Source organism: Sporofaciens musculi (genome assembly GCF_009830285.1).
Lineage (GTDB): Bacteria > Bacillota > Clostridia > Lachnospirales > Lachnospiraceae > Sporofaciens > Sporofaciens musculi.
On record NZ_WUQX01000001.1, the window covers coordinates 4,259,090 to 4,273,478 of the forward strand.

Sequence of the window (14,389 nt, forward strand, 5' to 3'; positions counted from 1 at the left end):
ATTATATACAAACTACAGTACGTCCGGTATTACGGCAGAAAAATAGAACCAGCCGTCCTCGCATTCCAATATACTAATCCCATTATTCTTTTCGATTACCCCATTGATATTTAGCATCCCCAATCCGTGACTGCCCTTTTCCTTCTTCGTCGTTGGAATTCTTTTTCCCTTTACCAAAGCCTTCTCTTTCACCGGATTGCGCACTGAGATTGTAAGCTGCCCTTCCTCCAGCATCATCTTAAATTGTATCACCTTATTCTCATCTACTTTCTCGCATGCTTCGATTGCATTGTCCAGCAGATTTACAAGCAGAGTGACTATATCCTCCCTGCCCATTGTAAGATTTGACAGGTCATTAACTGCCATCACAAGGGAGATTCCCTTCTCCTGCCCGCGCAGGTACTTTTGGTTCAGCACAGTGTTCACCACCGGATGATTAGTATTGACATAATCCTCTCCTTTTCGGATACTCCCGTTCAATTCCTCAATATAGCCAAGGGCCTCATCTGTCTGGCCCTCCTTTAACATCCCTTGAATACATGCCAACTGATTCTTATAGTCATGAAAAAGCCTGCGATAGCGCATATCCTTTTCCTGTATATTCTCAATCATCTCCATCTGATTCTCAAGTCTGTCCTGCATCAACTGCGCTTCCCTCACCTTTCGCTCTTTCTCCATTACGCTGCCGATGAAGTAAAATATCAACACATTAATCACACTATACCCAACTGCCACTACCATGACACCAATCTTATTCAGGGTATTCGTATACCACACGGTAATACTCATCAGTGTCGTCACAATCAGACTCAGCACAGGAAGCCATGCAAAACGGCTTAAGTCCTTTTCTTCCCATCTGTCTGACCATCCCTTACAGAGCTGATGAAAAAAAAGAGACAAGCACAGAAACAGGATATTACAAAACCAGTCCGACATTCCCCATGATTTTTCAAAATGCCCAGGCAGGGCATAGACCATAGCTACAGCCAGAAGATTCAAAGCCCAATAGATTGCACACCAGAATACAGTAAGCAGAATAGTCATTCTGATTCCCGCCTGATAAAAAATCTGTATCACAACGCAGAGAATTAGAATAACCCTAAGGGGCTGCAATAGATACCCCGGCGCTTCCGAAACCGATATGAGCATAAATCCCACCCCAAATGAGAGTGTTGACAACAGCCCCGCCGCAAACGCCGGAAGCGGAAGTTTTTCTGTCCATCCCTTCCCAGAAAGCAATGTTCCGAAGAAAGCATTGCAGCTAATTCCAGTCATAAGGCTAAGGACCAGACATTTCATAATTACTTCCATCTACCTACATCTCTCCTTTATATGCCACAAACGCATCCCTAACCTTGGCAAATCTGAGGCGCGGCACCGAAAATTCTTCCCCACTGTCTAACACAGCCTGGTAATTGCCGATTCTTTTGACATGCTTCATGTTTACAAGGAAACTTTTATGTATCCTAAGAAATCCATATCTTGCTAGTTCTTCCTCAATCTGATCAAGCTTCCCATAGGTCTCATATATGGTCATTTCCTTCTCCATATAGAAAAAAACACACTTATGTTTTCTGCTTTCTACATAAATGATGTTGTCTGTATACAGCGTCCTCTCCCCCTCCAAAAAGGATAACGTAACCTTTTGAAGCTGCATTTTCTTGAGAATTGCATCCATACACTCTGTCATCTGCACGTCAAGGGCATCTTTCATAATGTAACGGACTGCTCCTACCTTATATCCCTCCAGCGCATAATTTATAAATGCTGTCACAAGCACAATCCAGGTTTCCGACTGGTAACTGCGCATCTGCTGCGCCGTCCTGATTCCATCCACCTCGTCCATGTTGATGTCCAGAAACACAATGTCATACTTTACTAGATTGTCCCTCTCTGAGAGAAACTCCTTTCCAGAAGAAAACTCCTCTGTGGATGCATTGAGATTATGGAGGTTCAGATAATCTTGAAGCAGGGCGCAGATTCTATTTCTATAGTATTTCTCGTCGTCGCAGACTGCAATTTTAAGCATCGTATCTCCCCCTTGCCCTTTTGGTATACAATACTGCCATGCCTTCTCTCACTCTCAAAAAGGCATGGCTGTCATGCTCAACTTATTATACAGATTATACTTAAAATATCTTAGTCCTTGACAAGCCTTCCCTTCTCCAACATTGGGGGCAATAAACTTCTGGTATGCATACTCCCACAGAACCTTAGAGCCTTCTGCCGTATTCTGGTTGCGCCCCAATACCTGACTAAGACGAATCTTATGCTCCATCCAGCTCTTACCATCCGTTGCGGCATTTAACATCAACGGCTGGATATGGTCCATCCCATGGGCAAACCTAGCCTCTGCTGTCTCTGCTGTCTCAAACTCCTCCCACAATTCTCTAAGCTTTTTCCCCTGATCCTCTGGAAGAAGCCCAAAGATTCGGTCTGCCGCCGCAACCTCCCGCGCCCGCTTAGTCTTTTTACCTTCTTCGTCATAAGCATAGGTATCACCGGCATCAATCTCAACCAAATCGTGGATTAAAAGCATAGTCACTGTTTTTAATACATCAATCTTTTCATTGGAATACTCGCTCAAAAGAATGGTCATGATGGCCATATGCCACGCATGTTCTGCATCATTCTCCTTCCTTACGGCATCCGTCAGATACGTCTGTCTTCCAATGAATTTTTCCTTGTCAATCTCACGAAAAAAATCAAACTGTTTATCTATCCTGTTTTTTTCCATCTTTTCCTCCAAACATCTCCCTTTACCTGCTGTTCTCCACCGCGCAGGAAATCGCCTCATTGTAGGTGGGATGAGCACGCATGGCGTACATCAACTGGGCCGAGGTCAGCCCGTTGGCAATGGCCGTCGCCAATTCCCCAATCATATCGGTAGCACGGGGGCACATCAACTGGGCGCCCAGAATCACATCACTGTCAGCCGCAAACAAAATCTTGATGACTCCCCGTTCCTCCTTCGATATGATGGATTGGCCGTTTACATCCATCACATACCTGCCGCATCGAATCGGAACGCCCTTCCTCCTGGCTTCCTCCTCCGTAAGCCCCACTGACGCAATCTCCGGATCTGTATACAGACAGCTCGGTACAATAGATATCGGCACAAACAGGCAGCTTGGCACCATCTCCACAATAACAGAGGTTGGAACGTCGTTCATTCGCTCTACAACATAAGTCGCCTGGGCAGAGGCCACATGGGCAAGCTGGATTCCGCCTATGACATCACCCACCGCATAGACGCCTGAAATATTCGTTTCAAAGAAATCATCCACCACGATACGTCCATTTTCCTTCCGTATCGGTACATCCGTATCAAAAAGTCCTTCCGTATTCGCCGTTCTTCCAACGGACACCAGAACAGCGTCCACCTCCGCCTCCTGGTTCTTCCCATGGCACACATAACGGCATCTCAAGTTATTTCCCTTTTTCGACACTTCCTCCAGAATACTCTCTTTATGTATCTTAATTCCTCGGTTCGTCAGAATTTCTTCCAGTGTATCCGAAAATTCTCTGTCCATATTGGGAAGCAGACGGTCGGACACCTCAACAATGGTCACCTCCCCGCCAAGGGCATTGAATACTGTTGCCAGCTCAATTCCGATTACGCCGCCGCCAAGAATCAGTAGGCTTCGATACCTGCTTCTCTTTGCCGTCAGCAATTCCTCGCTGGTCATTACTCCAGGCAAATCCATCCCTGGAATGTCTACCATCCGCGCCTTTGCCCCTGTGGCAATCAGAGTGTATTTTCCCGAAAAAAATTCCGTCCCGCCGTCCGGCAGCGCCACCCGCACTCTCCTGTCACTCTGAACCGTCGCCGTTCCCCTTACAGACGTTATCCCAAGCCTAGAAAATTCCCTCTTAAGCTCATCTTGCATCTTTACAATGGACAAATCCTTATATTCATATATCTTACGCAGGTCGAAGCCCACCTTCTCCGCAAATAGTCCAAATTTCCCGCACTCCACCATATCACGGTACAGCGTGGCCGTATGAATCAGCGCCTTCGTAGGAATGCACCCACGGTTAATACAGGTGCCTCCCACCTCCCCCTTATCAATAATGACAACCGACATCCCTAATTTTGCCGCTTTCTTGGCCGCCACATATCCTCCTGGACCAGCGCCAATAATGACTAAATCATACTGTTTCCCCATCATTTCCCTCCTCCTGATTACAACGTATGCCCCCTGGCCTCTGGCTTGACGGCATGTCTACTCGATCTGCCAGTCCACCGGCTCTACTCCATTAGCTTTTAGAAATTCATTCGTCTGACTAAAGGGCCTGCTTCCAAAGAAGCCCCTGTTAGCCGAAAATGGGCTTGGATGTGAAGACTTTAAAACCAAATGCTTAGGGTTCGTCAGCATCTTCCCTTTCCGCTGTGCCGGCGCCCCCCAGAGGATAAATACAATGGGACGATCCTGGCTGTTGCAAGCCGTAATCGCCGCATCCGTAAATTCCTCCCATCCAAGCCCCTGATGGGAGTTGGCCTGATGGGCCCGTACTGTAAGTACCGTATTCAGCATCAAGACTCCCTGCTGCGCCCACTTGGTCAGACATCCGTGATTGGGTATCCTGCATCCCAAATCATCCTGCAATTCCTGGTAAATGTTCACAAGAGAAGGGGGAACCGCTACCCCCTTTTGCACGGAAAAACATAGTCCATGGGCCTGCCCATGGTTGTGATAAGGGTCCTGTCCCAGAATCACTACCTTCACTTTATGTAACGGAGTCAGATGAAATGCATTGAAAATATCATCTGCAGGCGGAAAGATTAATCTCGTCTTATACTCCTTGTTTATGGTTTCAAATAATTGTTTATAATAAGGCTTGTGAAACTCGTCCTTGAGCGCTTCCAGCCAGTCATTGTTGATTGCCGCCATATTTCCCCACCTTCTTAATCTTTATGTTAAATCCACTACAAGCGTACCGCTACGCCCTTCCCCCGCAGATACTCCTTTACTTCCCGTATCTCCAGCTCTTTATAATGGAACAGCGACGCCGCCAATGCCGCGTCTGCCCTTCCTTCGGTCAGCGCTTCATGAAAATGCAGAAGGTTTCCGGCGCCGCCTGACGCAATCACAGGAATGGATACTGCATCCGCAATCGCCCGTGTGAGCTCTAAATCATATCCTGCCTTCGTTCCGTCGCAGTCCATACTGGTGAGAAGAAGCTCTCCGGCGCCTAAGCTTTCCACCTTAGCCGCCCACTCCAATGCATCAATTCCCACATCAATGCGTCCGCCGTTTTTGTAAATATTCCAGCCGCTTCCGTCTGCCCGACGCTTCGCATCAATAGCCACCACCACACACTGGCTGCCGAATTTGTCTGCTGCATTGCTGATTAACTCCGGCGTATTGATTGCCGAGGAATTGATAGAAATCTTGTCCGCCCCTTCTCTTAGCAGAGCTTTAAAGTCGTCCACAGTCCGGATTCCCCCGCCTACCGTAAAAGGAATGAACACCGTCTCTGCCACCTTGCGCACCATATCCACAACCGTCCCCCTAGCGTCAGAGGACGCAGTAATATCTAAAAATACCAGCTCATCCGCACCGGCTTTATCATAGGCCCTGCCAATCTCCACCGGATCTCCCGCGTCTTTTAAGTCAACAAAATTTACGCCTTTGACCACCCGTCCGCGATTCACATCCAGACATGGAATAATTCTCTTTGTATGCATATCTTCTCCTCCAGCTTCCTAACTATATGGATATAAAATTCCTGAGTATCTGAATTCCCACGTCGCTGCTCTTCTCCGGATGAAACTGGCAGGCAAACACATTCCCGCTCTCCACAGAAGCGTGAATCTGTGTCCCATACTCAGTCACCGCCGTCACAATGCTCTCATCTGCCGCTTTCAAATAATAGGAATGTACAAAATACACATAAGCTTCTGAAGGAAGCTTCTTAAACAATCTTCCGTTGTTTTGAAGCTTCAGTGAATTCCATCCCATATGTGGAATCTTAAGTCCTTTCCCTTCCGGTATACGCAAAATCTCCCCCTTTAGTATACCAAGCCCTTCCACCTCCGGCGACTCGTCGCTTCTTTCAAACATCAACTGTAGTCCCAGACAGATACCAAGAAACGGAGTTCCCTTATGAACCACCTCATGAATCACCTCGTCAAGCCCATACTGGCGGATTTTTCCCATGGCATCCCCAAACGCCCCCACGCCTGGAAGTATGACCTTATCAGCAGAAAGTATTGTCTCTTTGTCTCTCGTAATCCTTACCTCCTGCCCCAGTAACTGCATTGCCTTCTCTACGCTCTTAATATTGCCGGCATCGTAATCAAGTATCGCTATCACTTTCGTATCCCATCCTTCCCATCATATACTGCTGGTATGCAAGGATTTCCCATATCATAAAATCCCCCAATTTTTCAAAATTGGGCCTCACAGCTATATAGAATCATTGTACATCAAGTTCAAACCAGAATTCAACACCATTGTCATAATTATTTACACCATATTTCTGATGGAAGGACTCCATAATCGCTTTCACAATAGACAGACCGATTCCGTTTCCCCCGTACTCTCGGCTGTGAGCCTTATCCGCCTTATAAAACTTCTCCCAGATATGCTCTATATCCTCCTTTGCAATGGGCGCTCCTGTATTAAACACTGTCAGCCTGGCTTTTCCATCTACAGTCCTGAGTTTGATTTCCACCACCTTTTCCATGCCTGCATGGTGAAATGCATTGCTTACGTAATTGCGGACCACCTGCTCTACCTTTAACTCATCTGCCCACACATAGACTGACTCCTCCTGCCGGAATATGACGTGGATTCCCTCCTGCTCAGACAGAATCTCCATACTCTGCAGAACTCCGTTTATAAGCGCTGTCAAATCAAACCGTTCAAACACAATATCTTCATCCCCGAATTCCAACTGGTTCAGAGCAAGCAGATTCTTCACCATCTGGTTCATCTTCGCCGCCTCGTCCATGATGACGTCACAGTAAAACTCCCGACTCTGAACATCGTCGCTTATGCCCTCCTTTAATCCTTCTGCGTATCCCTGAATCAGCGCAATGGGAGTCTTAAGCTCATGGGAAACATTTCCCAGAAACTCATTGCGCATCTTTTCCAACTGCTCTTTCTGCTCAATATCCTCCTTTAACCGATTGTTGACGCTCTTTAACTCAGAAATGGTGCTCTCAAGCTTCTCCGACATACGGTTAAAATTCGCCCCCAGTTCTCCAATCTCATTGCTTCCTCCGCTTTTATATTTCGCGTTAAAATCCAAATCCGCCATCTGGTCTGACAGCGCTGCAAGCTCTAATATGGGGGTCGTAAGCCGCTTAGAGAAATACCATGCAGAAACGACCGTCAACAGAATCAGAATACTTCCGATTGAAAGGAGAAAACGGTTGGAAATCTTCGCGCTCTCCTTGATTCCCTCAAGGGGGCTTCTAAGCAGAAACTGGCTTTGATCCTCAAGCTCTCCCCACATCTCAATATATTCCGTCTGATTCCAGGGATTCCAGGACTGGTTTATCTGGTATTCCTCCGTATCCTCCAAAATCTTGCTGTCCTTCTGAGCCTGATTTAAAAGATAACCCAGGAGTTGATTCTTAAGCTGCTCCTTATCATGAACATTGGTGAGATACCCGCCTCGTCCGTCCGCTACCAGAAATGAAATATTGTTCTTCTCCGCATGAAAGGCCAGATGCCCCGCCGCCTCCTCGTCCGTCAGCATCCCGTCTTTTAATATTCCATCCTTTATGGCCTGGTTCAACTCCCCATACATATCGATAAACTGTGTCTTTTTATTTCCAATATAATAAGGCTCAAGAAGCCAGAGATTAATGAGGAAAAGAGCCGCCACAAAACTTACCAAAAGACCAAGAAAGACGGTAATCATCTGCCGCTTAATCGAATGCTTCATCATTATTCCACCTCAAACTTATAGCCCATTCCCCAAATTGTCTTGATGTAATTGCCCTTCCCGCCAAGCTTGCTTCTTAATTTTTTTACGTGTGTGTCGATGGTTCTTGCATCTCCGAAATAGTCATAGTTCCACACATTGTTAAGAATCTTCTCTCTGGACAGTGCAATTCCCTGATTCTCGACAAAATAGGACAAAAGCTCAAATTCCTTGTAGCTAAGCTCGATTTCTTTTCCGTCTATCTTCACCTGATGGGCCGCCTTGTCAATGCTGATTCCACCGGCATCAATCACTTGTCCTGCATCAAGGGCATTGACGCGCCTTAAGATGGCCGTCACCCTGGCTACAAGAATCTTCGGGCTGAAGGGCTTTGAAATATATTCGTCCACGCCAAGCTCAAATCCCTGCAGCTCGTCCCTTTCTTCTGAGCGGGCAGTCAGCATGATGATGGGCACCTTGGAGGTCTGGCGCACCTCGCGGCATACCTGCCAGCCGTCCATGTTGGGCATCATCACGTCTAAGATTAGGAGGGCAATGTCTTTGTCCTGATAAAAGTGCTCCATCGCCTCTATGCCGTCTGAGGCTTCCAGCACGCAAAAGCCCTCCCTTTCCAGGAAATCACGTACCAGCTTGCGCATTCTGCTCTCGTCGTCAACGACTAATATTTTGATTCTGTCCATATGATGTAACCTCCGTGTGAGAATTATTGTTTTGAGTTGATTGTATTAGTATAGCAGGTAAATATGGAGAATGTGTGAAAGCATATCAAAAATACCTAGTATGTTTACTATAGCAAAAAACAAGAATGCAGACAAGGCAAATCTCCCTATACTCACCATACTATACTCACAATCTAAAAAGACCCGGAAGGACTATTATTTCCTCCCAGGTCTTTTTACGCATAACAGCTTTTGCACTTATATAATAGACAAATCTTCTTTATTAACAAATTTTTCCATTATCTTTGTAATACCCTTAGATACTTTAGAAGATATTTCCAAATGGTTTTTCTTTTCTTCAATAGACTTTATGAAAGAAACCAATTCATATCGAATTCCTTCCCCATCTAACTGGTAGAAGTATCTTCGATTTAAAGCCTGATCTTCATAGCGAATTTCAAAATAGTCTGTTTTCCACCATGGCGCGGGAACATAAATATACCCCTTCGTACCGGAGATAATAAGCTCACCTTCTGACTTCACCCCATTACCTATTTTGATTGATGCTACAGCGGATGGGTAAAGCAAATTCATTTTAACGAACATATCATGCTTTTGCTTTTTATCCGCATAACGTACCGCAATTTTAACCTCCTTATATTCTGTACCTAATATTTGAAACACAGGCAATAATGCAGTAGGCCCCCATTCATATATATTATCCCAGCTACATTTAAACGCATCTGAGCCTACAATATCTTCAGAAATTAAGCTTGTACAAGTGGAATCCACAGATACAACCTCACCAATTTTTCCACACTTTAAAAGCAGCAGTAATCTAGCGTAAGCTGTCGCATAGGCTGTCTTGACAGCATCCATCAAAATCACCTCATGAGCTTGGGCCAGCAGGGACAGTTCATCCCATTGCTTTTCAATCAAAGAACGCGGTGCTTCACACAAAATATGCTTTCCTGCTAAAATTGCCTCTTTAATCTGGCGATAATGTTGGTTCGGCTGAGAACGTATATATACTGCATCAACCTTTTCGAGCAATTTTGAATAATCATCGGTCAAAATCGGCAAACCTCTTATTTCTTCAGATAAATACCGTTCATCTTGAGCACAAATTCCAACTACATTTAATCCGTTTACAACATCACACTCTTTATAAAATTTATTGAGAAAACTTGATTCTCCCACAAGTCCCAGCGAAATAGATCTTCTGGATTCTCTAATTTCCGAGCTGGACACTCCAAGTGTTCTGGGTAGATATACAACATTACAAAATTCATTCAAATAATCAAAATATCCAATCCAATCCGAACCTACCGTAAAGATATCCACGCCATATTTTCTTATATCTTCAATTTTTTGTCCTTCATATTCTTCAACAATCACTTCATCTGCAATCCCCGTTGCCTTGACCGCAGCTATTCTCTCCATAAGAGACTGCTGATTATTGATTTTACCTCGTGTTTTATCATAGTCATCGCTGGTGACTCCAACAATTAAATAATCCCCTAATTCCTTTGCCCGCTCAAGTAGTTTAATATGTCCATAATGAAGAACGTCATATGTACCGTAAGTTATAACCCTGACCATGCTCTCCCCCCTGTTAGATGATTCCTCTCTTCTGTAAATCCTTAAATGCACTAATGAGAGTATCATAATCATCCTTCGTCAATAACCCAATATGTCCCACCCGAAAAACAGAAGTTTTCAATTTACCTCCATTTGGACACACCCAGATTCCATACTCGTCTTTCAAAATTGTAAAAATATCATATGCCGAGGCCGTTGTGGGATGAAGAGGCGTAACTGCATTTGACAGTGATTCAGATACAACTTCAAAAGGAAGCTCTTTTATCTCCTGCCTAAAATATCTGGCCAAATCTGCAATCTTTTGGATTTCTGCCGATACTCCGCCGTCTTTATCAATACACAGAAGTCTTTCGTGTATCTGTCTTAGAATACCTACGGCCGGAGTAAAAGGCGTCTGCCCGCGCTCCATATTCTTAATTGCATCTTTAAGATCAAGATACATACATTTTACCTTAGAATTCTGTACTCTTTTCAATGCCGCAGGCGCTAACACAATGATTGAAATTCCCGGAGGACAGGCAAGTGCCTTCTGAGAGCCAGTAATCATAACGCTTGCACCAAGTTTTTCCATATTAAATTCATCTGCTAAAAAAGAACTGATTGAATCAACAACCAAAAACAATTTGTTCCTTTTACAAAAATCACTTATTAGGTTCATGTCATAGTAAACACCCGTTGATGTCTCATGAGCATTAACTACAAATGCTGTATAGCCGCCTCCATTATATGGAGCAAGCATATTCTTTGTTACCTGTTTTCCCTGGTCTAGCTTAATCTCCGTAAATGGTATCTCATGGAGGGTTAAAAGTTCTACAAAACGCTGTCCAAAGCTTCCGCCATTTACAACCAATACCTTATCGCTTGATGTTAAGGTATTCAATATAGCTGCTTCCATAGCTGCTGTACCTGAACCTGTAATGAACACAGCCTTTGAACCGTCTGGTGCAGCGGAAAATTTCAACATCAGTTTCTCATTTTCAAGCATAAGTTCTGAAAATTCATTCGTTCTAAAATATGGAACCTGCTCCGCACCGATTTCCCGCACTTTTTCACTTGACTGTACTGGCCCCACTGTAAAATTAATCATTTCTTCCTCCTAAAAATTAAAAGTATCTTTTTTGCTAAAGTAATAGCAAATTTAAATTCTTCGGCACCCATAAACAGCACACAAATCATTGCCGAAACTATTACTGTGCAAATGATCACTCCAAAAACAAATCCCCTAAAACCAGTTAAACCCAGTAATTTAACAATATATTCACAAATAAAACAACTTACAAATGTGAAAAGAGTATACACACTCAGTTTTACAAAATATTTTTTGGTTGAGCTATGAAAACCATATTTAAATAATATATATGGCTCAACCCATAAACTAGTTGACAAAGTGCTTATAATCGTTCCTGTCAAAATACCAATAAGTCCTATTTTGCTTCCTAAAAATATAGAAATAACAAGATTAATCCCGGCTTCAACTAAAGCTTTATATCTGTCATACCAAAATAATCCATAGGCATCCCTGTAAGTTAAAACCGTTCTTCTAATTTGATAGATGTAAAAATTGATCGTAATACAAACCAAAACATTCGTACCCAAAATCATACTTTCACCAAACCAAGCATGTATCAGAAGATTTACCGTCGCATACAAAGAAGCCGCAATTATACAATCAATCCAAAAATTCATGAAAAAAATTTCATATAAAATTTTTTCCGATTTTTCTTTGCTTTCCGTAACGCCCATATTGCCGATACTGGCTGTCAATGCCATAAATAACTGTCCCATCACAATATTAAGTGCATTCGTAATTAAAAGGTAATTTGAATAAATACCAACCGTGACAATCCCTATAATTTTTGACTCAAACTTCGCACTTGAATAAGTACCTATGCACCTTGAAAATTCAATAATAACTGACATAAAAATAGCATGAAACCGTCTGGTTTTGATATAATTGAGTTGTTCAGAAACAATCATATATCCGGAGGCTCATGCTATGAATAAAAGTATAACACAAGACAATCAAAATGATAACCAGATTCTGAAATCTATCAGAAGATTTTTTACACGGTTTCATCTTTCTTCTGCATTGAAAACTGCTAATGCCTACAAAAAGAAGGGAATTTCTGCAGCACTGATTTTTCAGTATCTGTTTCTTTTGATATTTTCAAACAGAAGTATGTATATGAACCTGCTGATTGGAAAAGACTCACCGGATTTTGCAAAAGATACGGTTTATCGTTTTATGAAAATGCTCCAGATTAACTGGATTCGGTTCACAACGGTTTTATCCAGCCGAATCATTAGGGATGCCATTGCTCCACTTGATTCCGCAGACCGTGTCAACGTACTGATCATTGACGATTCCATGTTTGAACGTAACCGTTCCAAAAAGTGGAACTTCTTGCAAAGGTATATGACCATGCAAAACATTGTTATAAATTTGGTTTTCGCATGCTTACATTAGGCTGGTCAGACGGAAGCACTTTTCTCCCGGTCAACAGTGTCCTTCTCTCCACCGAAAATAAAAAGAACAGAATCAATGAAGCAAAGGAAACGGATAAAAGAACGGTTGGATATAAGCGCCGTATGCTTGCTGTCAAGAAAGGAACGATCGCCATGCTGGAACTTTTAAAATCTGCTAAAAAGGCTGGTATTCCGGCTAAATACGTTCTGTTTGACAGCTGGTTCTCTTCTCCAAGCTCTCTTCATGCTGTCAAAGAAATCGGATATGATGTAATTGCAATGGTAAAGAAAACACCTAAAATGTTCTTCCGGTATAACAGCGAAGATATGCCGCTGACAACTATTTACAAGAAAAACAGGAAACGGCGTGGACGTTCCCGGTATCTGCTTTCCGTCATGGTAGATGTTGTAAAGGAAGGAAAAACCATCCCTGCCAAAGTGGTCTATATCCGTAACAAAAACAAGAGAAAGGAATATCTTTGTCTCATTTCCACAGACGTGAGTCTGAGTGAAGAAGAGATTATCCGCATTTATGGAAAACGTTGGGATATTGAAGTATTCTTTAAAGTCTGCAAGAGCTATCTTAATCTAAGTAAAGAATGCAGATCCCTATCTTATGATGCAATGACTGCCCATACAGCAATCGTTTTTACAAGATATATGATGCTTTCCCTGGAGAACCGGGAATCTAATGATACCCGTTCTATGGGGGAACTGTTTTTATACTTTTCTGATGAGATGTCTGATATCACATGGATACAGGCTTTTCAAATACTGCTTCAAATGTTCAGAACTCTGCTTGTGGATCAGATAGATATATCTGATGAAAAAATCGACGAGCTGGTAAAAGCATTTATGGATGCAATACCTGCACTTTTAAAATCGAAGCTGCAAGTGGCATAATTGACTGAACATTGACAACTAAATACTGCCAGATATTGAATTTTCAAGGTGCATAGCTAAAATCTATGTGCGAAGTTTGAGTTTTTGATATTAAAATATTATCTGTGGAATTAACAACAGAACTTCCTACTTTATGATAGAGCAATGCCACAGTATTCTTTTTTATTTCACAAATAATCCCACTATCCAGCTTTTCAATATCCTTTTCTTTTAAATAAGGATACATTTTATCTGCTTTACGCGATACACAAATATTTTCTGCTATGGTGCTTATCAAATTAACAATTAAATATAAAATAAAATTACATGTTGCAATAAGTACGCCTATTTGAGCCACATTCATAACTATATAAAACACATAGCGATAAATTGTGGCTATGTAACGTTTCTGATCTGAAATTATGAGCGCTCTTTTAAATGAATAAAAATATGAAACTGACGTATTCAGCAAAAACAAGAAAAATATCAAATGGAGCTGCGGTATGCTGTTTGTTTCCGAAGCCTTCATAAAGATCTCCAAAAAAGGCATTAGGAGGATCCCTATCACAAGAATTGTAACTCCAATGACATAATATGTTTTTCTATATAAATCCATAAGCCCCTTTATTCGCGGAATATTGCTTTCTGCTAAAGGCTTATATAAACTATAATTGATAGCGGTTCCAACTCCTAATTCTGCTAACGAAAGCAGACCAACTATATTCCCAAACAGGCTATTAACGCCTAAATATACCTCACCTAGTTTTGAAATAAAAATAATTCTTGCAATAAAACTTATGATAATGCTTATTCCTTGCCCGGATACAGCCGCAGCTACGTTTATTATCGAATTTTTTGTCCTGCTTTGTCCTTCCATA

The 14,389-nt window shown here is 42.6% G+C and carries 13 protein-coding genes and 1 pseudogene; 1 reads left to right on the forward strand and 13 read right to left on the reverse strand.

Features of this window, described 5'->3' with window-relative positions; all coding sequences use genetic code 11:
- Nucleotides 1-12 precede the first annotated feature (12 nt).
- The 12 genes from GN277_RS21670 to GN277_RS21725 all read right to left on the reverse strand — a co-directional run bounded on the left by GN277_RS21670 (nt 13) and on the right by GN277_RS21725 (nt 12,083).
- On the reverse strand, nt 13-1,311 hold the full coding sequence (locus GN277_RS21670) for a sensor histidine kinase (RefSeq protein ID WP_159753587.1): 1,299 nt from the start codon (nt 1,309-1,311) through the stop codon (nt 13-15).
- 4 nt (nt 1,312-1,315) lie between these two features.
- Entirely contained in the window at nt 1,316-2,029 is a 714-nt protein-coding gene (locus tag GN277_RS21675; RefSeq protein ID WP_159753589.1) for a LytR/AlgR family response regulator transcription factor, read from the reverse strand.
- Between the two features lie 54 nt (nt 2,030-2,083).
- Entirely contained in the window at nt 2,084-2,737 is a 654-nt protein-coding gene (locus GN277_RS21680) for an HD domain-containing protein (protein ID WP_159753591.1), read from the reverse strand.
- A 22-nt stretch (nt 2,738-2,759) separates the two neighbouring features.
- Nucleotides 2,760-4,172, reverse strand: a complete 1,413-nt coding sequence (gene lpdA / locus GN277_RS21685; RefSeq protein WP_244324831.1) for a dihydrolipoyl dehydrogenase — start codon at nt 4,170-4,172, stop codon at nt 2,760-2,762.
- A gap of 54 nt (nt 4,173-4,226) precedes the next feature.
- The gene (locus GN277_RS21690; protein ID WP_159753593.1) at nt 4,227-4,895 is read right to left on the reverse strand and encodes a uracil-DNA glycosylase; all 669 of its coding nucleotides are present in this window, start codon (nt 4,893-4,895) and stop codon (nt 4,227-4,229) included.
- Nucleotides 4,896-4,930: 35 nt separating this feature from the next.
- Complete coding sequence (gene hisF / locus GN277_RS21695; protein ID WP_159753596.1) at nt 4,931-5,692, reverse strand: imidazole glycerol phosphate synthase subunit HisF; 762 nt, start codon at nt 5,690-5,692, stop codon at nt 4,931-4,933.
- Nucleotides 5,693-5,714: 22 nt separating this feature from the next.
- On the reverse strand, nt 5,715-6,320 hold the full coding sequence (gene hisH / locus GN277_RS21700; RefSeq protein WP_159753599.1) for an imidazole glycerol phosphate synthase subunit HisH: 606 nt from the start codon (nt 6,318-6,320) through the stop codon (nt 5,715-5,717).
- 103 nt (nt 6,321-6,423) lie between these two features.
- On the reverse strand, nt 6,424-7,902 hold the full coding sequence (locus GN277_RS21705) for a sensor histidine kinase (protein ID WP_204162847.1): 1,479 nt from the start codon (nt 7,900-7,902) through the stop codon (nt 6,424-6,426).
- Between the two features lie 2 nt (nt 7,903-7,904).
- A complete protein-coding gene (locus GN277_RS21710; protein WP_159753603.1) occupies nt 7,905-8,582 on the reverse strand; it encodes a response regulator transcription factor in 678 nt (225 codons plus the stop codon).
- Nucleotides 8,583-8,819: 237 nt separating this feature from the next.
- Complete coding sequence (locus GN277_RS21715) at nt 8,820-10,163, reverse strand: adenylyltransferase/cytidyltransferase family protein (protein ID WP_159753606.1); 1,344 nt, start codon at nt 10,161-10,163, stop codon at nt 8,820-8,822.
- A gap of 13 nt (nt 10,164-10,176) precedes the next feature.
- Complete coding sequence (locus GN277_RS21720) at nt 10,177-11,250, reverse strand: pyridoxal-phosphate-dependent aminotransferase family protein (RefSeq protein ID WP_159753609.1); 1,074 nt, start codon at nt 11,248-11,250, stop codon at nt 10,177-10,179.
- A complete protein-coding gene (locus tag GN277_RS21725; RefSeq protein ID WP_159753612.1) occupies nt 11,247-12,083 on the reverse strand; it encodes a lipopolysaccharide biosynthesis protein in 837 nt (278 codons plus the stop codon). Before GN277_RS21725 ends, GN277_RS21720 begins: the two co-directional genes overlap by 4 nt.
- A 76-nt stretch (nt 12,084-12,159) precedes the next feature.
- Between GN277_RS21725 and GN277_RS21730 the strand changes: the two are divergent.
- Nucleotides 12,160-13,532, forward strand: a pseudogene (locus GN277_RS21730) (IS4 family transposase).
- Between the two features lie 43 nt (nt 13,533-13,575).
- Here the strand turns inward: GN277_RS21730 and GN277_RS21735 are convergent.
- Nucleotides 13,576-14,388 (reverse strand): hypothetical protein, encoded by an 813-nt coding sequence (locus GN277_RS21735; protein ID WP_159753615.1) that lies wholly within the window; start codon nt 14,386-14,388, stop codon nt 13,576-13,578.
- Nucleotide 14,389: the final 1 nt, after the last annotated feature.